The 20,466-nt window shown below is 70.0% G+C and carries 20 protein-coding genes; 4 read left to right on the top strand and 16 right to left on the bottom strand.

The annotated features are described in order from the left end of the window. Positions 1–95: 95 nt before the first annotated feature. The gene (locus ACZ67T_RS43680) at positions 96–1,340 is read right to left on the bottom strand and encodes a helix-turn-helix domain-containing protein (protein ID WP_469992322.1); all 1,245 of its coding nucleotides are present in this window, start codon (positions 1,338–1,340) and stop codon (positions 96–98) included. Between the two features lie 173 nt (positions 1,341–1,513). Between ACZ67T_RS43680 and ACZ67T_RS43675 the strand changes: the two genes are divergently transcribed. Beyond that, positions 1,514–2,245: a DUF4232 domain-containing protein gene (locus ACZ67T_RS43675; RefSeq protein ID WP_469992320.1), complete on the top strand. Its 732-nt coding sequence runs from the start codon at positions 1,514–1,516 to the stop codon at positions 2,243–2,245. Positions 2,246–2,318: 73 nt separating this feature from the next. On the opposite strand, the gene hemB is transcribed toward ACZ67T_RS43675, so the two are convergent. The 6 genes from hemB to ACZ67T_RS43645 all read right to left on the bottom strand — a co-directional run bounded on the left by hemB (position 2,319) and on the right by ACZ67T_RS43645 (position 8,752). After that, positions 2,319–3,308 (bottom strand): porphobilinogen synthase, encoded by a 990-nt coding sequence (hemB, locus tag ACZ67T_RS43670; protein WP_469992319.1) that lies wholly within the window; start codon positions 3,306–3,308, stop codon positions 2,319–2,321. A 53-nt stretch (positions 3,309–3,361) separates the two neighbouring features. Then, positions 3,362–5,047 (bottom strand): bifunctional uroporphyrinogen-III C-methyltransferase/uroporphyrinogen-III synthase, encoded by a 1,686-nt coding sequence (locus ACZ67T_RS43665; RefSeq protein WP_469992317.1) that lies wholly within the window; start codon positions 5,045–5,047, stop codon positions 3,362–3,364. After that, positions 5,044–6,003: a hydroxymethylbilane synthase gene (gene hemC, locus ACZ67T_RS43660; protein WP_469992315.1), complete on the bottom strand. Its 960-nt coding sequence runs from the start codon at positions 6,001–6,003 to the stop codon at positions 5,044–5,046. The genes ACZ67T_RS43665 and hemC overlap by 4 nt, the downstream gene beginning before the upstream one ends. Further along, positions 6,000–7,367, bottom strand: a complete 1,368-nt coding sequence (locus ACZ67T_RS43655; RefSeq protein WP_469992313.1) for a glutamyl-tRNA reductase — start codon at positions 7,365–7,367, stop codon at positions 6,000–6,002. The genes hemC and ACZ67T_RS43655 overlap by 4 nt, the downstream gene beginning before the upstream one ends. Continuing rightward, a complete protein-coding gene (locus ACZ67T_RS43650) occupies positions 7,364–8,137 on the bottom strand; it encodes a redox-sensing transcriptional repressor Rex (RefSeq protein ID WP_469992311.1) in 774 nt (257 codons plus the stop codon). The genes ACZ67T_RS43655 and ACZ67T_RS43650 overlap by 4 nt, the downstream gene beginning before the upstream one ends. Before the next feature lie 327 nt (positions 8,138–8,464). Then, a complete protein-coding gene (locus tag ACZ67T_RS43645) occupies positions 8,465–8,752 on the bottom strand; it encodes a glutaredoxin family protein (protein WP_326711772.1) in 288 nt (95 codons plus the stop codon). Positions 8,753–8,879: 127 nt separating this feature from the next. Here ACZ67T_RS43645 and ACZ67T_RS43640 point away from each other — a divergent pair, with 127 nt between their 5' ends. From ACZ67T_RS43640 to ACZ67T_RS43630, 3 genes are all read left to right on the top strand, one after another. Continuing rightward, positions 8,880–9,824: an HAD family hydrolase gene (locus ACZ67T_RS43640; RefSeq protein ID WP_469992309.1), complete on the top strand. Its 945-nt coding sequence runs from the start codon at positions 8,880–8,882 to the stop codon at positions 9,822–9,824. Between the two features lie 326 nt (positions 9,825–10,150). Next, entirely contained in the window at positions 10,151–10,942 is a 792-nt protein-coding gene (locus ACZ67T_RS43635) for an ECF subfamily RNA polymerase sigma factor, BldN family (RefSeq protein WP_100599392.1), read from the top strand. A gap of 257 nt (positions 10,943–11,199) precedes the next feature. Next, complete coding sequence (locus ACZ67T_RS43630; RefSeq protein WP_469992307.1) at positions 11,200–12,405, top strand: DUF5667 domain-containing protein; 1,206 nt, start codon at positions 11,200–11,202, stop codon at positions 12,403–12,405. 71 nt (positions 12,406–12,476) lie between these two features. On the opposite strand, the gene ACZ67T_RS43625 is transcribed toward ACZ67T_RS43630, so the two are convergent. The 9 genes from ACZ67T_RS43625 to ACZ67T_RS43585 all read right to left on the bottom strand — a co-directional run bounded on the left by ACZ67T_RS43625 (position 12,477) and on the right by ACZ67T_RS43585 (position 20,361). After that, entirely contained in the window at positions 12,477–13,529 is a 1,053-nt protein-coding gene (locus ACZ67T_RS43625) for a lysophospholipid acyltransferase family protein (RefSeq protein WP_399970970.1), read from the bottom strand. 14 nt (positions 13,530–13,543) lie between these two features. Beyond that, complete coding sequence (locus tag ACZ67T_RS43620; protein ID WP_469992305.1) at positions 13,544–14,605, bottom strand: NAD-dependent epimerase/dehydratase family protein; 1,062 nt, start codon at positions 14,603–14,605, stop codon at positions 13,544–13,546. Positions 14,606–14,880: 275 nt separating this feature from the next. Beyond that, a complete protein-coding gene (locus ACZ67T_RS43615; protein WP_003948845.1) occupies positions 14,881–14,979 on the bottom strand; it encodes a 30S ribosomal protein bS22 in 99 nt (32 codons plus the stop codon). Positions 14,980–15,099: 120 nt separating this feature from the next. Next, positions 15,100–15,312: a helix-turn-helix domain-containing protein gene (locus ACZ67T_RS43610; RefSeq protein WP_159032723.1), complete on the bottom strand. Its 213-nt coding sequence runs from the start codon at positions 15,310–15,312 to the stop codon at positions 15,100–15,102. A 129-nt stretch (positions 15,313–15,441) separates the two neighbouring features. Beyond that, positions 15,442–16,257, bottom strand: coding sequence for a phosphatase (locus ACZ67T_RS43605; RefSeq protein ID WP_469992303.1), 816 nt, complete (start codon positions 16,255–16,257; stop codon positions 15,442–15,444). A gap of 108 nt (positions 16,258–16,365) precedes the next feature. Then, the gene (locus tag ACZ67T_RS43600; RefSeq protein WP_469992301.1) at positions 16,366–17,541 is read right to left on the bottom strand and encodes an acetoin utilization protein AcuC; all 1,176 of its coding nucleotides are present in this window, start codon (positions 17,539–17,541) and stop codon (positions 16,366–16,368) included. Further along, positions 17,492–18,706: an MFS transporter gene (locus ACZ67T_RS43595; RefSeq protein WP_469992299.1), complete on the bottom strand. Its 1,215-nt coding sequence runs from the start codon at positions 18,704–18,706 to the stop codon at positions 17,492–17,494. Before ACZ67T_RS43595 ends, ACZ67T_RS43600 begins: the two co-directional genes overlap by 50 nt. Positions 18,707–18,851: 145 nt before the next feature. Beyond that, positions 18,852–19,580, bottom strand: coding sequence for a VC0807 family protein (locus ACZ67T_RS43590; protein ID WP_469992297.1), 729 nt, complete (start codon positions 19,578–19,580; stop codon positions 18,852–18,854). A gap of 136 nt (positions 19,581–19,716) precedes the next feature. Continuing rightward, positions 19,717–20,361 (bottom strand): HAD family hydrolase, encoded by a 645-nt coding sequence (locus ACZ67T_RS43585; protein WP_469992295.1) that lies wholly within the window; start codon positions 20,359–20,361, stop codon positions 19,717–19,719. Between the last annotated feature and the right edge of the window lie 105 nt (positions 20,362–20,466).

The following is a 20,466-nucleotide window of genomic DNA, read 5'->3' as shown; positions in this document are numbered from 1 at the left end:
GCCCGAAATACGCCGACTGTGCCCCGCCGGAAGTCCCCGGCGGGGCACAGTCGTTGGGGCACAGTCGTTGGGGCACAGCCGTTCGGGCCCGGCCGCTATGCGCTGGGGCGCTCGCCCCAGCCGCCCGACCCGATCGGGTAGTCGTAGCCGGGACGGCCGACATCTGCGCTGGTGCGAAAGGCCCGCCCCTGGTCGTCGACCTTCAGGACACCGTGGCGGGCGCCGCTCGACCACTTCAGCTCCAGGACCCAACTGACGTCGTGGGCCTTGGTGTTCGCCTTGACGTAGAAGACCTCGGGGTCGCTCTCACTGACCTTGTACGGGAAGTCGCGCTGCCCGTGCTTCGGCGCCGAGACCGGGCGGGGCGCGTCGAGATCCACACCGAACGACTTCGTCCCCACGTTGCCCCCGCAGCCCACGCCCATCGAGTAGTCGTTCCACGCGAGCGGCGCACCGGACTTCATGACGCGGACGTCCAGGTCCTCCAGGACCACGGTGTCGCTGCCCGTCCCCTGAACGGTGAGCTTGATCAGCTGCTCCCCCGACGCGACCGCGCCGATCGCACCGACCCAGTTCGGGGCGTCCTGTTCGAGGGGCGGCGGGGGCACCTCGGCCGGCGGCCGGTCGATCAGGAAGTGCTGGCTGCACGGGCTCTCGTAGATGTACGGGGTGGTGGCGACGGTCAGCGGCGTGCCGGTGGACGCACCCGCCGCCGGGGCGGACGGGGTGCCCGGCGCGTCACCGGCCGGGCTGTCACTGCGGGACGGGCTCGCGGAAGGCTTGCGCCCGTGGCCCGCTGACGGGGACGCCTTGCCCGACGGGTCCGCGGAGCGCGCGCCCGGTGTGCCGGACGAGGTGGCCCCGGCGTGGTCCTTCCGGTCTCCGCCGCCGTCACCACCGTCTCCGGCGAGGTGCACGGCGAACGCGCCGGCTCCCCCGGCCACGACGACGGCAAGAGCGGCGGCGAGCACGACCGCGCGCCGGGAGCGGCGCTTCACGGGGGCGGGCACGGGCTCCGCATCGGGCACGGGCGCCACCGGTTCCACGGCCAATGCCGCCGGCTCCTGCGACGCCGCCGCCGGCTTCGTCCTGCGCGCCGCGTCCGCGAGGACCCACAGCCGGTGCATCTCGACGAGCTCCTCGGGACCGGCCTTGCACAGCCGGGCCAGCCGCTCGACCGGCGCGTAGTCGACCGGCACCGCGTCCCCGTTGCAGTACCGGTGCAGCGTCGACGTACTCATGTGCAGCCGCTTCGCGAGTACGCCGTAACTCAGCCCCGAGCGCTCCTTCAGCCCTCGCAGCAGCGCCGCGAACTCGGCCGTCCCGTCAACCCCAGCCACCGTTCCCCTACCCCCTCATCCCAGTCCGGCGTTCCAGGGAATGGTCGTTTCCCCAGGTCAGAGCCGGTGCGAACGTTCCAGCGTCCCAAGTGGTCCTGCGGTGCTGGCGATCGGGACAGATCACAGCACAAGCTCTGGTCATCCAAGCACGCCACCTCCGAAGGGGATCACCAGTGTCCATCGCCGCACCCGCCCGCTCCCGTGTCCGCCTCCTCACGGCCGCCGCCACGGTCGCCCTGGCCGCACTCTCCCTGACCGCCTGCAACAACGGGGAAGGGGTCCGCGACGAGGGCGCGTCGCGGCACCCCTCGAACTCGGCGCCGGCCCACGGCGACAACGGCAAGGACGCGGACGCCGGATCGACGACGGGCGCCGGCACAGGCACCGGCACGAGCTCCGGCACCGGACGTACCGCCACCGCCGAGCCGAAGCCGCAGCCCGCCTCCACCGGCAAGAACAACCCCACCGCCTCCACCACCCGCGTCACGTGCAACGGCTCCACGGTCAAGGTCGCCGCCCAGTCCGTCACGCGCCCCGTCAACCACATGCTCCTGACGGTGACCAACACGGGCTCGAAGCGCTGCGATCTGTACGGCTACCCGGCCGTCCGCTTCGGCGAGGCCCAGGCGGTCCCGCCGGTGATCGACGACTCGCAGCCGCAGGCGGTGGTGTCCCTGTCGCCGGGCCAGTCCGCCTACGCGGGCGTCGCGCTCTCCGGCGGCGACGACGGCGGCGGTTCCAACGGGCGTACGGAGAAGACACTCGAGGTGTTCTTCCAGGGCCGCAACACGAACGACGGCGGCCCCGGCGCCAAGGCCGCGCTGCCCGCGAAGGGCGTCTACATCGACGACTCGCTCAAGGTCACCTACTGGCAGCAGTCGATGAGCGACGCGCTGAACTGGTGAGCGGGAGAACGCAAAAAGCTGCCCCGCCGGTCATGTACCGGCGGGGCAGCGGGAGTTCAGGGATCGGGCGCGGTCACAGGCCGCGCGCGACCTCCGTCGCCCAGTACGTGAGGATCATGTTCGCGCCGGCCCGCTTGATGCCGAGGAGTGCCTCCAGGATGGCCCGGTCACGCTCGATCCAGCCGCGCTGAGCGGCGGCCTCGATCATCGCGTACTCGCCGCTGATCTGGTACGCGGCCACCGGCACGTCCACCGACTCGGCGACCTTGGCGAGGATGTCGAGGTAGGGTCCGGCCGGCTTGACCATCACCATGTCGGCGCCCTCCTCGAGGTCGAGCGCCAGCTCCCGCAGGGACTCCCGCACGTTGGCCGGGTCCTGCTGGTACGTCTTGCGGTCGCCGGTCAGCGAGGAGCCGACGGCCTCGCGGAACGGCCCGTAGAACGCCGACGAGTACTTCGCGGTGTAGGCGAGGATCGAGACGTCCTCCTTGCCGATGGTGTCGAGCGCGTCGCGGATGACCCCGACCTGCCCGTCCATCATGCCGCTGGGGCCCACGACATGGGCGCCCGCGTCGGCCTGGACCTGCGCCATCTCCGCGTACCGCTCCAGCGTCGCGTCGTTGTCGACGCGCCCCTCGGCGTCCAGGACACCGCAGTGCCCGTGGTCCGTGAACTCGTCGAGGCACAGGTCGGACATGACGATGAGGTCGTCGCCGACCTCGGCGCGCACGTCGCGCAGCGCCACCTGGAGGATGCCGTCGGGGTCCGTACCGGCCGTCCCGAGGGCGTCCTTCTTCGCGTCGTCCGGCACGCCGAAGAGCATGATGCCGGAGACCCCGGCCTCCAGCGCCTCGACGGCCGCCTTCTTCAGGGTGTCCCTGGTGTGCTGCACGACACCGGGCATGGACCCGATCGCGACCGGCTCGCCGATGCCCTCCCGCACGAACGCGGGAAGGATCAGGTCGGCCGGGTGCAGCCGCGTCTCCGCGACCATGCGCCGCATGGCGGGGGTGGTGCGCAGCCGCCGCGGCCGCGCACCCGGGAAGGATCCGTACTCAGTCACACCAACACTCCACGTCGATCTGTACGCCGGGCTGTGCCCACGACCGCTCGGCCCTACGGCGCCGCCCGACGCCTCCGGGCCCCGGGCCGCCGCTCGCTCGGCCGGGACACAGGATCCCCCGCCTCGAGCGCGGCGGCACGCCGCCGCGCGCCGAAGTCGGCCAGCGCCTGTGCCAGCCGGTGCACCGACGGCTCCGGGGACATCACGTCCACGCGCAGTCCGTGCTCCTCGGCGGTCTTGGCCGTCGCGGGGCCGATGCACGCGATCACGGTCACGTTGTGCGGCTTGCCGGCGATACCCACCAGGTTCCGCACGGTCGACGACGACGTGAACAGCACGGCGTCGAACCCGCCGCCCTTGATCGCCTCGCGCGTCTCCGCCGGCGGCGGCGACGCACGCACCGTCCGGTAGGCGGTCACGTCGTCGACCTCCCACCCGAGTTCGATGAGCCCGGCGACGAGCGTCTCGGTGGCGATGTCGGCGCGCGGCAGGAAGACACGGTCGATCGGGTCGAAGACCGGGTCGTACGGCGGCCAGTCCTCGAGGAGACCTGCGGCGGACTGCTCACCGCTCGGCACGAGGTCGGGCTTCACACCGAACGCGACGAGCGCGGCGGCGGTCTGCTCGCCCACTGCGGCGACCTTGATCCCGGCGAAGGCACGGGCGTCGAGCCCGTACTCCTCGAACTTCTCGCGCACGGCCTTGACCGCGTTCACCGAGGTGAAGGCGATCCACTCGTAGCGTCCGGTGACGAGGCCCTTGACCGCGCGCTCCATCTGCTGGGGCGTGCGCGGGGGTTCGACCGCGATCGTCGGCACCTCGTGCGGCACGGCGCCGTACGAGCTGAGCTGGTCGGAGAGCGATGCCGCCTGCTCCTTGGTCCGCGGTACGAGCACCTTCCAGCCGAACAGCGGCTTGGACTCGAACCACGAGAGCTGGTCGCGCTGGGCCGCCGCGGAACGCTCGCCGACCACGGCTATGACGGGGCGGCCGCCCTCCGGGGAGGGCAGCACCTTCGCCTGCTTGAAGGTCTGGGCGATCGTGCCGAGCGTCGCGGACCAGGTCCGCTGGCGCGTCGTCGTACCGGCGACCGTGACGGTCAGCGGGGTGTCCGGCTTGCGGCCCGCCGCGACCAGCTCGCCGGCGGCCGCGGCCACCGCGTCGAGCGTCGTCGAGACGACGACCGTGCCGTCGGACGCGCCGACCTCGGTCCAGCAGCGCTCGGAGGCGGTGCGGGCGTCGACGAACCGCACGTCCGCGCCCTGCGCGTCCCGCAGCGGAACACCGGCGTACGCGGGCACACCGACAGCCGCCGCGATGCCGGGCACGACCTCGAAGGAGACCCCGTCGGCCGCGCAGGCCAGCATCTCCCCGGCCGCGTAGGTGTCGAGTCCGGGGTCGCCGCTGACGGCACGTACGACCCGCTTGCCGCCCCGCGCGGCCTCCATGACAAGATTGGCGCAGTCCCTCAACGCGGGGACCACGGCGGCAGTTGACGCATCGTCAGCAGCCGCCTGCCCCGGTGCGCCCGGGAGCTCCGCGCCGAGGACGGTCACGCCCGCCTTCGCGTGCGTGCGCACGACGTCGAGCACTTCGGGCTCGGCGATCAGCACATCCGCTCGGGCGAGCGCCTCCACGGCGCGCAGCGTCAGTAGTCCTGGATCTCCGGGACCGGCACCGAGGAAGGTGACGTGCCCGGTTGCCCAGGTGGCCGAAGGGTCAGAGGTGGTGGGGCTCAAAGTGCTCGCTCCCCCATCAGACCGGCCGCGCCCTTGGCGAGCATCTCGGCAGCGAGTTCGCGACCGAGCGCCAGCGCCTGGTCTTCCGTCTCGGGCACGGGACCGGTGGTGGACAGCTGCACCAGCGCGGAGCCGTCGGTCGTACCGACGACACCCCGCAGGCGCATTTCGTTGGCAATCTGCCCGTCGGCCAGCAGGTCGGCCAGGGCACCCACAGGTGCACTGCAGCCGGCCTCCAGGGCGGCGAGCAGGGATCGCTCGGCGGTCACGGCGACTCGCGTGAACGAGTCGTCGAGCTCTCCGAGCATGGCGACGAGGTCCGCGTCGGACGCGGAGCACTCGACCGCCAGGGCCCCCTGACCGGGGGCGGGAAGAACCGTGTCGACCGCGAGGAAGTCCGTCACTTCCCCGATGCGGCCGATCCGGTTCAGCCCGGCGGCGGCGAGCACGACGGCGTCGAGCTCCCCGTTGTGCACGTAACCGACGCGGGTGTCGATGTTCCCGCGGATCGGCACGGTCTCTATGTGCATGCCGTGGCTGCGCGCGTACGCGTTCAGCTGCGACATGCGGCGCGGCGAACCCGTACCGACACGCGCTCCGTCGGGGAGCTGCGCGAAGGTCAGTCCGTCGCGGGCGACGAGTACGTCGCGCGGGTCCTCGCGCAGCGGCACGGCCGCCAGCGTGAGGTCCGGGTGGGGCGTGGTCGGCAGGTCCTTGAGGGAGTGCACGGCGAAGTCGACGTCGCCGCGCAGCAGCGCCTCGCGCAGCGCCACGACGAACACGCCGGTACCGCCGATCTGCGCCAGGTGTTCGCGGGACGTGTCCCCGTACGTGGTGATCTCGACCAGCTCGACGGGCCGTCCCGTCACCTGCCGTACGGCCTCAGCCACGCGCCCCGACTGGGCCATGGCGAGCTTGCTGCGCCTGGTCCCGAGCCTGAGTGCCCTGTCCGTCATGATGCCCGGCCTCGATTCTTGGCTACCGGCTCGTTCAGCTCGTTCAGATCGGCCCGCGAGACGGCGGCCACCGCCTCCGGGTCGAGGTCGAAGAGGGTCCGCAGCGCGTCCGCGTACCCGGCACCGCCGGGTTCGGCGGCCAGCTGCTTGACCCGTACGGTCGGCGCGTGCAGGAGCTTGTCCACCACGCGCCGCACGGTCTGGGTGATCTCCGCGCGCTGCTTCTCGTCGAGCTCCGGCAGGCGCCCGTCGAGCCGCGCGATCTCGCCGGTGACCACGTCGGCGGCCATCGTGCGCAGGGCGACGACGGTCGGCGTGATGGTCGCGGCGCGCTGAGCGGCGCCGAACGCGGCGACCTCGTCGGAGACGATGCCCCGCACCTGGTCCACGTCGGCGGCCATCGGCGCGTCGGCCGAGGCCTCGGCGAGGGACTCGATGTCGACGAAGCGCACGCCGCCGATGCGGTGCGCGGCGCCGTCGATGTCCCGCGGCATCGCGAGGTCGAGCAGCGCGAGGCCACCCTTACGCCCCTCGGTGGCACGCAGGATCTCGGCCTCGCTCAGCACGAGTCCGGTCGCTCCGGTGCAGGAGACGACGACATCGGCACGTGTCAGTTCGTCGCCGACGGCGTCCATGGCAACCGCGCGCGCGGCCACTGCGGTGCCGCCGGGCTCGCTCAGGATCTGCGCGAGCCGCTCGGCGCGCTCCAGCGTGCGGTTGGCGACGACGATCTCGGCGACACCGGCGCGCGCGAGCGTCGCCGCGGCCAGCGAGGACATCGAGCCCGCGCCGATCACCAGGGCGCGCTTGTCCTTGGCCCATACGTCGACCGCGCGCCCGGCGGCCAGCTGCTCCAGGCCGAACGTGACCAGGGACTGCCCGGCACGGTCGATCCCGGTCTCCGAGTGGGCCCGCTTGCCGACCCGCAGCGCCTGCTGGAACAGGTCGTTGAGGAGGCGGCCCGCGGTGTGCAGCTCCTGGGAGCGCGCGAGGCCGTCCTTGATCTGGCCGAGGATCTGGCCCTCGCCCACGACCATCGAGTCCAGCCCGCACGCCACCGAGAACAGGTGGTGGACGGCCCGGTCCTCGTAGTGCACATAAAGATAAGGAGTGAGCTCCTCGAGACCGACGCCGCTGTGCTGGGCGAGCAGCGTCGAGAGCTCGGCGACACCCGCGTGGAACTTGTCCACGTCGGCGTACAGCTCGATGCGGTTGCACGTCGAGAGCACCGCGGCCTCGGCGGCGGGCTCCGCGGCGAGCGTGTCCTGGAGCAGCTTCGCCTGGGCGTCCGCGGAGAGCGCGGCGCGCTCGAGGACGCTCACGGGAGCGCTGCGGTGGCTCAGGCCCACGACGAGGAGACTCATGCCGGCATCACGGCGGGGACATCCCCGTCGGGTCCCTTGCGGGCCGGCTTCGCCGCAGCGGCGGCCGGGGTCTCGGTGCCGGCCTCGTCCACCGTGTCGTCCTGGCCCTCGCCGGCCTTGCGCTGCTCGTGGAAGGCGAGGATCTGGAGCTCGATGGAGAGGTCGACCTTGCGCACGTCGACGCCGTCCGGCACGGACAGGACGGTCGGCGCGAAGTTGAGGATCGACGTGACGCCGGCGGCGACGAGCCGGTCGCAGACCTGCTGGGCCGCGCCCGCGGGCGTCGCGATGACGCCGATGGAGACGCCGTTGTCGTCGATGATCTTCTCGAGGTCGTCGGCGTGCTGCACGGCCATGCCCGCGACGGACTTGCCGGTCATCGCCGGGTCGGCGTCGATCAGGGCGGCGACACGGAAGCCACGCGAGGCGAAGCCGCCGTAATTGGCCAGAGCGGCGCCGAGGTTACCGATACCGACCATCACGATCGGCCAGTCCTGGGTGAGGCCGAGCTCGCGGGAGATCTGGTAGACGAGGTACTCGACGTCGTAACCCACACCGCGGGTGCCGTAGGAGCCGAGGTACGAGAAGTCCTTGCGCAGCTTCGCGGAATTGACCCCCGCGGCGGCCGCGAGCTCCTCGGAGGAAACCGTGGGAACCGAGCGCTCCGACAGGCCGGTGAGGGCCCGGAGGTACAGCGGAAGGCGGGCGACGGTGGCCTCGGGAATTCCTCGGCTGCGGGTCGCCGGTCGGTGAGTTCGGCCAGTTGCCACGGTGCTCCTGCGGGTAGAGCGGGGCTGCGGGCGGTCGTACGTCCCAGGACCGCCCCGTCGAATGCAGGCTATGTCTTTGTGAACGCGTGCACAAAGATGGTGTCCGATTTGCCCGGGCAACGTGACCGGGGTCACGCGCCCCTGGCGCGCGCATATGGAACCGGCACGCAAGCCGCTTCGTTGCCTGCATGAAGGGGGCAAAACCGTACACTCTCCTCTACGATCCGCGCCCCCGAGACCAAACCGCCCCCGATCCTAGGCGACTTTCCGGACCACTTGGACTGCTCGGTCAGTGACGGTCGCTACTCGCGCGTGGACCCCGGCGCCTCAGCCCGTCAGCGCACGCCGAAGTCGATCTTCGTTCACCTTCCAGAAGTCATGCTGTGCTCCGTCCACGAGCACCACGGGGATCTGCTCCCAGTACAAGCGGTACAGCTCCTCGTCCTGGGTGATGTCCTTCTTCTCCCAGGACGCACCGAGCTCGCCGCACACCTTCTCGATCACCTCCTGCGCGTCGTCGCACAGATGGCAGCCGGGCTTCCCGACCAGGGTGACCAGACGCTCCTCGGGGCTCTTCTTCTCGCTCCGGCGAAAAATGGGGCTCATACCGGCCATTCTCGCTCCGCCGACGCCTCCCGGCGCACCTCTCCCGCCCGTTGTTTAACGGCTCGGTCGCGGAGAGTTCACAACGCCGAATCCTCACGACTCCGGAACCACCGAACAGACTGGCTATGCTCACGACATGGCCGCTCTCGGATGGCTCACACCCCGTAGGCGCTCCGCCACCGCGCGGAGCGTATTGGCTGGCGAGGCCTCGGCCGAGGCCGCCCGCAAGTCGTCGCAGGAGCTGGAACAGCTCAGCGAGGCGACACAGCCCGATGAAGGCACCCCGGAAACGGAGTTCCCCGTCGTCGGCGACGACAAGGCCGCCGCCTTCTTCGACCTCGACAACACCGTCATGCAGGGCGCCGCGATCTTCCACTTCGGCCGCGGCCTCTACAAGCGGAAGTTCTTCCAGCGCCGCGAGCTGGTCAAGTTCGGCTGGCAGCAGGCCTGGTTCAGGATCGCCGGCGTCGAGGACCCCGAGCACATGCAGGACGCACGCGACAGCGCGCTGTCCATCGTCAAGGGCCACCGCGTCGCCGAGCTGATGTCCATCGGCGAGGAGATCTACGACGAGTACATGGCCGAGCGCATCTGGCCCGGCACCCGCGCCCTAGCCCAGGCCCACCTGGACGCGGGCCAGAAGGTGTGGCTCGTCACCGCCGCCCCCGTGGAGACCGCGACGATCATCGCCCGCCGCCTCGGCCTGACCGGCGCCCTCGGCACGGTCGCCGAGTCCGTCGGGGGCGTCTACACGGGCAAGCTCGTCGGCGAACCCCTGCACGGCCCCGCGAAGGCCGAGGCCGTCCGCGCCCTCGCCGCCGCCGAGGGCCTCGACCTCAACCGCTGCGCCGCGTACAGCGACTCGCACAACGACATCCCGATGCTGTCGCTCGTAGGACATCCGTACGCGATCAATCCGGACACCAAACTGCGCAAGCACGCACGCGAACGTGACTGGCGGCTGCGCGACTACCGCACGGGCCGCAAGGCCGCGAAGGTCGGCATCCCGGCCGCGGCGGGAGTCGGCGCACTGGCCGGCGGCACGGCCGCCGCGGTGGCCCTGCACCGTCGCCGCCGCTGACCCGCGGCGCTCCCGGGCGCGGGCGCCAATCGCATCCCCTTACCCCCGCACGGCTCCCGCCAGTCCCGTTGGTTCAACTCGGCCACAACACGCCCCGCGCTCAGACGGAACATGACCTAATCCGATCAACAATCGGTCACTCTCCGGCACTTGAACCGACTCCGTTCAGTTACGGAAGCGACGTAATCGGTGATTTGAGCAACTGGGTGTAGCGCTCCCTGCACGAAGCGTTATTCTCCTCAGACGCAAACCGGTACCCACGCGTCAACACGACGAGTGAACGGTCCCGCACTGCACGTGATGGAAGCTCTGCCTCTGGGAGTCCCGTGTACCCACACGTCGGGGTTGACGCCTCGGGCCTGGCTACGCTGCGCGCAACGGTCTCCGACCGCTTGCGCGGCTTCGTCCCCACCGCGTACGCCGTCCCCGCCCTCGCCGTCGCGGCACCCGCCGCGAACGGCCCTACCGGTCCTTGCTATGCCCTGGCTGACGGGAGCACCACGGTCGGAAGACGAGCCCGATCCGGTTCCGCCGGTACGTCCACCGCACGCCGACCCGCCGCGGACAGCGACAGCGCCCGCATGATGGATCTCGTCGAGCGCGCCCAGGCGGGCGAGGCCGACGCGTTCGGCCGTCTCTACGACCAGTACAGCGACACCGTCTACCGCTACATCTACTACCGCGTCGGCGGGAAGGCGACGGCCGAGGATCTCACCAGCGAGACCTTCCTGCGGGCCCTGCGCCGCATCGGCACCTTCACCTGGCAGGGGCGCGACTTCGGCGCCTGGCTGGTCACGATCGCGCGGAACCTGGTCGCCGACCACTTCAAGTCGAGCCGTTTCCGCCTCGAAGTGACCACCGGCGAAATGCTCGACGCGAACGAGGTCGAGCGCAGCCCGGAGGACTCCGTCCTCGAATCCCTGTCGAACGCGGCCCTGCTCGACGCGGTGCACCGGCTCAACCCCCAGCAGCAGGAGTGCGTGACCCTGCGCTTCCTGCAGGGCCTCTCGGTCGCCGAGACCGCCAAGGTCATGGGCAAGAACGAGGGCGCGATCAAGACCCTCCAGTACCGCGCCGTACGCACCCTGGCGCGCCTGCTCCCGGACGACGCCCGTTAACGATCAGTGGGGCCCACCCCACCCGAAGCGTCGCTCCGTAGCCGCCAACTCACCTTCTGTGAGGGGCAGATGGGATCGCGGTCCGATCATCCGCCGTCCGTAACCCAAGTGCCGCGTCGCTCGTTATGCGGGATGCAGGCTCCCTGTGGTCACTCCCCGACTGCTTCCACTCACTCGATCGTGTGGAAGTGCTCAGGGTGTGCAACCCTCAGGACCCCCTGGGGAGTCGACCGTCATGACGAGAGGAGGTGCCGCCAGTGATCGCGAACGTATCGGCACACCGGCGGGCGAACGCCTTCGCCCAGGCCCTGGAGGAGCAGTCCGACCGGGAAGCGGCGGCCGTACAGCAGGAAGAGCCCCCCGCCGAACAAGGCGAGCAGGGCAAGCTGTTGGCGCTGGTGACCGGACTGGACGAACTTCCCAAGCCTGAGCTTGACCCCGAGGTCAAGGTGGTTCAACGAGCCCAGCTCGTGGCCGCCATGGAGGCCATGCTGCTCGAGGGCACGGCTGCGGGGGGTGCGGGGCCAGGCCCTTCCGTGCCCGAGCAGCGCGCGCGCAAGGGCGCTCACCGGGCGAGCCCGCTGCGGAAGTTGCGACCCCGCTCACGCCTGTCCAAGGGCATCGCGGCAGGCGGCCTCACCGTCGGTGTCGCCGCGGGAGCCTTCGGCGGCGTCGCCGCTGCCAGCTCCGACGCCCTCCCCGGTGACCATCTCTACGGACTGAAACGCGGGATGGAGGACCTGAAACTCGGCATGGCCGACGGCGACTCCGACCGCGGCCGGATCTATCTCGACCAGGCCTCCACCCGCCTCAGCGAAGCGCGCCGGCTCATGGAGCGCGGCCGCAGCGGACAGCTCGACCACGAGTCCCTCGGCGAAGTCAGGCGCACCCTCTCCGGCGTCCAGTACGACGCCTCCGAGGGCCACCGCCTGCTCCTCGAGGCCTACCGCAGGGACGGCTCGCTCGGCCCCATCCAGGCCCTGTCGTCGTTCACCCAGTCCCACCGTGAGAACTGGGACGCGCTGCGCGACCGCCTGCCCGTACAGCTCGGCGACGTGGGCGCGCAGGTCAGCTCGGTCTTCGACGCCATAGACCAAGAGGTCGACCCGCTGCGGTCCCTGCTCCCGCGGGCCCCCGAGCAAGCCGGCCGCAGCAGCGGACAGCCCGGCGTCCACGACCGGACGCCCGGCACCTCCGGCGACGACCGCTCCACCCCGACGGCCGGCGGAGCGTCGCACGGCCACCAGGACAGCTCGGGCAAACCCCGGCCGTCCTCCTCCGGCACCCACGACGACGGCCTCCTCGGCGACACCACCGGCGACCTCCTCGACCCGCCCGAGGCCGACACCAGCCCCACTCCGTCCGAAGGCAAACACACCACCCCGAAGCCCGACGTCACGCTCCCGCCCCTCCTCCCAGGCCTGCTGCCCGGCCTGGGAATCGACAGCGAGGACGCGGACTAGTCACTGCGTCGCGTGTTACGTGAAGGGGGCGGTCACCGGATCCGGTGGCCGCCCCCTTCACGTATGCCTTGTCAGAAGAACACAGACCTCCGCTGCACGAGCAGCTTGTACAGCGTGTGCTGGATCTGCTCCCGCACCTGGTCCGTCAGGTTGAACATCAGCATCGGGTCCTCGGCCGCCTCCGGCGGGAAGCCGTCCGTCGGGATCGGCTCGCCGAACTGGATCGTCCACTTCGTCGGCAGCGGCACCGCGCCCAGCGGCCCGAGCCACGGAAACGTCGGCGTGATCGGGAAGTACGGGAAGCCGAGGAGCCGAGCCAGCGTCTTCGCGTTGCCGATCATCGGGTAGATCTCCTCCGCCCCGACGATCGAGCACGGCACGATCGGCGTCCCGGCGCGCAACGCCGTCGAGACGAACCCGCCACGCCCGAACCGCTGGAGCTTGTACCGCTCGCTGAACGGCTTGCCGATGCCCTTGAACCCCTCCGGCATCACCCCGACCAGCTCGCCCTGCTCCAGGAGCCGCTGCGCGTCCTCCGCACAGGCCAGCGTGTGGCCGGCCTTGCGCGCCAGCTCGTTGACCACCGGCAGCATGAACACCAGGTCCGCGGCCAGGAGCCGCAGATGCCGGTTCTGCGGATGGTTGTCGTGCACGGCGACCTGCATCATCACGCCGTCCAGCGGCAGCGTCCCCGAGTGATTGGCGACGATCAGCGCACCGCCGTCCGCCGGGATGTTCTCGATGCCCTTCACCTCGACCCGGAAGTACTTCTCGTACAGGGGCCGCACCAGGGACATCAGGACCTGGTCGGTGAGTTCCTTGTCGTAGCCGAACTCGTCGACGTCGTAATCGCCCGTCAGGCGCCGCCGCAAGAACGCCAGGCCGCCCGCGATGCGCCGGTCCAGGCCACCGCCGGCCTGCGGCCGCTCCCGCGGCTCCGGCTCCCGCGCGGCGGCGGGCGGTGTCGGCTCGTGGTCCTGCTGCTCGGGCAGCGGCGCGACCTCGCGTACGGCCGCGGGCTCGCCCTTGCGCCGGCCGCTCGCGCCACGGCGGCGCGGAACCACCTTGCCGGCGCCGGTGCGCGAGCGGTCGTCGTCGAACGGAATGACCTTGGCATCCGCCATCGTTGATGCGCTCCTCAGCTGGCGCTCTGCGTCGGGGGGTGACCGCCGCCCAGGAAGGGCAGCGAGGCGAGCCGGTCGACGGCCCCCGCGAGGGCCTCCGGCGGCAGGAGTCCGGGCCCGCGGCCACGGACGAACTCCGCGAAGGTCTCCGCAGTCGTGTACTCGGGCCGATAGCCCAGCGTCTCGCGCATCTGGGCCGTCGACACGACCCGCCCGTGCGTGAGCAGCCTGATCTGCTCGGGCGAGAAGTCCGTCGCGCCCAGCGTACGCAGAGCCGATCCCACCCAGGTCACGGCCGGGAGGAACACCGGCACCGTCGGCCGCCCGAGCCGGCGCGAGCACTGCGACAGGAGCAGCACGCCGTCACCGGCGATATTGAACGTACCGCTGTTGAGCGTCCCCCGCGCCGGCTCGTGCGACGCGATCCGCAGCACCTCGACGACATCGTCCTCGTGCACGAACTGGAGCCGCGGGTCATAGCCGAGGACGGTCGGCAGGACCGGCAGCGAGAAGTACTCGGCGAGCGGCGAATCGGCGGCGGGACCGAGAATGTTCGCGAACCGCAGCACGCACACCGCGACATCGGGCCGGCGCCGGGCGAACCCGCGCACGTACCCCTCGACCTCCACGGTGTCCTTGGCGAAGCCGCCGCTGGGCAGCGACTTGGGCGGCGTCGTCTCGGTGAACACGGCCGGGTCGCGCGGCGCGGACCCGTACACGTTCGTACTGGACTTCACCACGAGCCGCTTGACCGCCGGCGCCTTCTGGCAGGCGCCGAGCAACTGCATCGTGCCGATGACGTTGGTCTCCTTGACGGAGCCCCGGCCACCGCTGACCAGCGGGGTACCCGTGACATCCAGATGGACGACCGTGTCGACGGAGTGCTCCGCGAGCACCCGGGCGATCGCGGACTGCCTTATGTCCGCCTGGAGGAACTCCGCACCCCCGAGAGGATGCGCGGGCGCCACCGCGTCCACGCCAATCACCCGGTCCACCTCGGGATCACGCTGGATGCGTCGTACGAAACGGCCCCCGAGCTGCCGGGCCACCCCGGTCACGAGCACGACCTTGCCCAAGATCAGCGCCTACCTTCCGTCGCAGCCCTGCCGCGCCCCAGTTCCGCACCGCCTGCACTCGCCGCCACGTTAGCGGTTCGATGTTGCGCTGTGATGACCGCGCGATGCAGGAAGTGACCACAGCCACAGACGTACGTACAGACCGAGGTCGCCGGGACGTGGTCCTACGTTCCCACACGAGCCCGCGAAAGCGACCCCATAAGGGCCGTGGAACGACTGTGGCCCCTCCACCGGACGGTGGAGGGGCCACAGAGCGCGCTTGATGCAGCGGTCGCTTACTTCTTGTTGCGACGCTGCACGCGGGTGCGCTTCAGCAGCTTGCGGTGCTTCTTCTTGGCCATCCGCTTACGCCGCTTCTTGATAACAGAGCCCACGACTACCCTCGCTCACTTCTCTTCACTCGGTGCGGGGCGTCTGGGCCCACACGACCTACGTCGGCCTAGCCTACCCGGCCCAGCGCTGAGCCTGTAATCGAGGGATCCCGGAGGATGCCGTCAGGCTGTCTCCACCCCCACGTAGGACTCGCGGAGGTACTCGTGAACCGCTTGTTCCGGGACTCGGAAAGACCTTCCGACCCGGATCGCGGGCAGATGACCACTGTGCACCAGCCGGTACACGGTCATCTTCGAGACTCGCATCACCGAGGCGACTTCCGCCACGGTCAGGAACTGCACCTCGTTCAGAGGCCTACTCTCACCAGCAGCCATGACACACCTGAACCTTCCGCACTCGACGGCCACCGGCTTCCCCTTCCGGTGACTCAACGTCGTTGCGTGCTCACTCCCCAGACTAGGGGCGTGTGGTGCGAGTGGGGAAGAGGAGCAGCGGATGGCCGCCTACTGTGACAGACACGCTCGATTGAGTACATAGCGAGTAAGCGGCCGGTAGTAATCAGACCGCACAGCATCATCAAGCGGAACGACTACGGACACCTGCCCCTCGGCCTCCCCCACGAACAGCGCGGGGTCATCCGTATCCGCGAGCCCGATCGCGTCGAACCCCAACTGACCTGCACCGCAGACCCATCCATGGTCACCCACGACCAGTTCCGGCAGCAGCCCGCCGGCCTGCGCCGCGGCCGCGAGCACCGTGCGAACCGGGAGGGGTGAGTGGGTATGTGCGCCGGTCTCACGCCCCGGCCCACGCGCGCCGGGTTCCCGCACCAGCGCGACTCCACGGACGTAGTCGAGGTCGTACGTACGTAGGCCGAACCGGGTCGTTATGTCGACACTCTCACCCTGCGCGGGGGTGAGGACAGGACATCCCGCCGCCGACAGGGCGTCCGCCAACGCGGCGTAGAAACCGAGGAGTCGATGCGGGTGACCCGTCCCGAAAAGCACCGGGACGCGACCCCGCGCGGCCTCACCGAGCCGCTTCGCGAACGCGTCGAGCGCCGCCAGCGTCCGCTCCGGGTCGATCACGTCGCACCCCGAGGTGTCCCCCGGATCGCTCGACACCCCGCACTTGTCGGCCATCAGAGCGAGCAGATCCCGCTGACCCCAGCTCCGCTCGGGGTCGAGGCCCAGAAGTATCCGGGGATCCCTGGCCGCGAAGAGCCGATAGCTGCGCAGACTCACCTCACGGGAGGTCGCCACGGGCCCGGCCAGATGGGCGGCCAGCAGATGCGCACGCAGCGCTCCGGTGCTCAACACCCGTGTGATGCTGGTGCATTGGGGTCCCTGCCACCCCTAAAACCCCGAAAACACCCCACACTTGGCGTAACGCCCCGTACCCTCACGGGCCGCCCGACCACCACACTGCTACGGCAACAGCCCCCGCAGCGGGAACACCGAACGCCGCGTCGCCAGAACCGCCTGGTCGAGCCGGTCCGCCGGGTCGTACCCCAGCTCCCACTCCTTGTACGAGACCGGCCACCGCCCGTCCGTCATCCGCGTCGGAGCCAACTGCCGCGTCCTGGCGAACACTTCCTGCCGCCAGCTCTCCGGAATCACCGTCTCGGGTGCCACCTCGTGCCCCGCGGCGATCCCCACCAGGTGCGACCAGGACCGCGGCACCACGTCCACCACCGCGTACCCGCCACCGCCCAGCGCGACCCAACGCCCATCCGCATGCTCGTGCGCCAGCTCATGGCAGGCGACCTGCACGGCCCGCTGCGCGTCGAGCGACACCGCCAGATGCGCCAGCGGGTCCTCGAAGTGCGTATCGGCCCCGTGCTGTGTCACCAGGACCTGCGGCCTGAACTCCGCCAGCAGCTCAGGCACGACGGCATGAAAAGCCCGCAGCCACCCCGCGTCCCCGGTCCCCGCCGGCAGCGCCACATTGACCGCCGACCCCTCCGCCGGACCGTCGGCCCCCGTCTCCTCGGGCCACCCGGTCTGCGGAAACAGCGTCCGCGGATGCTCGTGCAGCGAAATGGTGAGTACCCGCGGGTCCTCCCAGAACGCCGCCTGCACCCCGTCCCCGTGATGCACGTCCACATCGACGTACGCGACCCGCTCGGCACCCAGCTCCAGGAGACGAGCGATGGCCAGTGCCGCGTCGTTGTAGATACAGAACCCGGAAGCACCTCCGGGCATCGCATGGTGCAGCCCGCCCGCGAAGTTCACCGCATGCAGCGCCTCACCCCGCCAGACGGCCTCCGCCGCGCCCACGGACTGCCCTGCGATCAGCGCCGACACATCGTGCATACCGGCGAAGGCCGGATCGTCGACCGTCCCCAGTCCATAGGCACCGTCCGCCGAAGCCGGATCGGCGGACGCGGCCTTGACCGCCTCCACATAGTCCTCGCGGTGCACGAGCCGCAGCGTCGACTCACCCGCCCGCTTGGCGGCGACGACGTCCATCTCACGGTCGAGCCCAAGAGTCCCGACGAGACTTCTCGTCAGGGCCAGCCGAACCGGATCCATCGGGTGATCCGGGCCGAAGTCATAGCCCGTTACTGCCTCGTCCCACATCAGCTGTGCGCGGCCGCTCATGCCCGTCACCGTATCGGTCCGCTCCAGGGGCGAAAGAACGGGCGTACACGAGAGTCACGAGCACCAACACCATGGGAACGAGCATCGCCCCCCGGTAGTTCCACGCATCACCCAGAGCGCCCACAAGGGGCGAACCGATCAGAAAACCCACATAGTTGAAGACATTCAGCCGCGCTATCGCCGAATCCGAAGCGTTCGGGAAGAGCCTGCCCGCAGCGGCGAACGTCTGCGGCACGATCACACACAACCCGAGCCCCAGCAGCGTGAACCCGAGCATCCCCACCCAGGGCCCCGGCGCCACCGCCACGACCGCGAACCCGAGTGCCGCGACCACAGCCCCGAACCGCACCACCACGACCGCTCCGAACCGCCGCACCCCAAGGTCCCCGAGCGCCCGTCCCACGAGCGTCATCACCATGTAGACGTTGTACGGAACCGTCGACAGCTGCTCCGAACTCCCCAGCACGTCCTGGAGGTACTTCGCACTCCAGTTGGAGACCGTCGAGTCCCCGATGTACGCGAACGTCATCACCAGACACAGCGGCAACAGCAGCTTGAACACCACCGGGCCACCCGCGGCACCCTGCGCGCCCTCACCGGCACCGCTCTCCCCGTCGACGTACCAGTGACTCCCCACGAACGCCGCCGGCAACAGCAACACCACCACCGGCAGATACGACACGAACAGCGACAGGTCCCAGTGCGCCCCCACCCACGCGAGCGACGCCCCCACGATCCCGCCCAGGCTGTACGCCGCGTGAAACCCGAGCATGATGCTGCGCCCGTACGCACTCTGCAGGCTCACCCCGAGCATGTTCATGGACGCGTCGAGCGCACCCACCGAAAGCCCGAACGCCCCCAGCGCCAGGGCCGCTTGCCACAGCGAGTCCCCCGCCCCGACACCGAGCAGAGCCAGCAGCACGACCGGCTGCGACCACCGCAGGACCCGACTGGGCCGCACTCGCTTGACCAGCTTCTCGGTGCAGACGCTCCCGACCCCGGCCAGGATCGGCACCGCCGCGAGAAAGACGGGCAACAGCCCATCTGATATGCCGTACTGATCCTGAATCGCCGGTATTCGAGTGACCAGGAGCGCGAACGCGGCACCCTGCACAAAGAAACTGAACGCCAGCGAACCTCTGCCACGCCGCAGCACTTCTGTCATGGCCGCACAGCGTATGCCCCAGACCTACCGGTGGGTAGACGGATCTCGACGCATCTCGAACGAAAGTTCCCGGCCGCCGTCATCGGGCGACCGGGAAGAGGGCGTGAGGTAAGAACGTGCGGGGTGCGGAGGCGCCGGAGGGGTGTCAGGCGACGCGCTCCACCTGGCCCCGCTGCCTCACCGTCTCCTCCTCGACCATCCGCTCCATCGGCCCGACAGCCAGACGCCCACTGACCCGAAAGGCCAGGACCACGGCGCCCGCCATGATCACATTGCCGAGCCAGACCATCGTGTCGACCGGCAACGTGTACGCCCCCACGATCCGCACCACGCACTCGGTGACCAGCGCCAGGCCCCACACCGCCGTGAACATCCGCTCGGCCCGCACGAACCGACCTGTCCCCGCCGACAGCCGCTCCCAGGCCGCAGTCCGCTCGGCATCCCCCTTCGTCACGAAGGGCTTGAGCGCGGACGTGAGGAGCGGCTTACCGCCCACGACCGACACCAGCATCGAGATGCCCACGACACTGCTGATCCCGCTGTCCTTGGCCAGCATCAGCCGAGGGTCACCCGTCACCGTGCTCAGCAGCAGCCCCGCCATGTTCACGACGAGGATGACCCCGGCCAGCACATTGAGCCGCCGCTCCCGCAGCACCCCCCACACGGTCCGCAGCGCCGGCAGCACACTGCTCCACCCCAGAGCGGCCAGCGTGCTCATACCGAAGCCCTTGCTCAGCACGTAGTACGAGGCCATCGGCACGACCACGTCCACGACCAGCGGCCTGAGGCTTCTCAGGAGGGCCGCACGGTCGCCCTGCGGGGCAGCAGCCGCCTCAGCGGACTTGACCGGTGCCTGTGCAACGAGCCGGCTCATGATCGGGTTCCCTCCGTCGTCACTGCGTACGTCCCGTTCTCGATGTACTCAGCTTCGTGGAGGCCCCCCACTGCCCAACAGAAACGATCGTCCGGAGCTCGCGGTGACAAATGTCAGGGCAGACCGTACGGAGATGTCATGTCAGCAGGTCAGGCAACTCCCGCATATCACTGAAGAGTTCGGTGACCCCGTTCAAGCGGCTCGCGGGCGTCATGGCCGTGAACCCGTACACGTCCATTCCGGCAGCCACCGCGGCCTGAACCCCGAGCGGACTGTCCTCCACGACCGCGCACCTCTCCGGCGTCACACCCATGCGCTGGGCCGCGTGCAGGAAAAGATCGGGCGCCGGCTTGCCCAGCCCGACATCCTGCGAACTGAAGATCCGTCCGTCATCGAACCACTTGTCGAGCCCGGTCTGACGATGCCCCACACGAATCCGCTCGTGACTCCCGGAGGAGCCAACGCAGTACGGCACTCCGTCGGCGGCCAGCTTCTCCAGAACCTCGACGGCCCCGGGCACCGGCTGCAACTCCCGCTCAAAGGCGGCAAAGACCCGCCCGTGAAATACATCGTCGAAGTCCTCGGGCAGCCGCTGCCCGGTCCGCTCTTCCACAAGATCATGTACGCGGTGCATGGCAGCGCCCATATAGTCCCGGAGGGAATCCTCGTACGAGGTGGGGTGCCCGAGTTCAGTGAGATAACCGGCGAGAAGCTTGTTGGAGATCGGCTCGCTGTCGACGAGAACTCCGTCATTGTCGAAGATGACCAGGTCGTATCGCATAGCTCGACCCTAAACGCAGAAAACCCCCGTAACAGGATTCTCATCCGTCACGGGGGTTTTCTTCAAAAATAGTTCGGCGGCGTCCTACTCTCCCACAGGGTCCCC

The organism is Streptomyces sp. NPDC107517 (assembly GCF_055582645.1).
The sequence above is the reverse complement of the archived record's forward strand: the minus strand, read 5'-3'. Positions and strand labels throughout refer to the sequence as shown.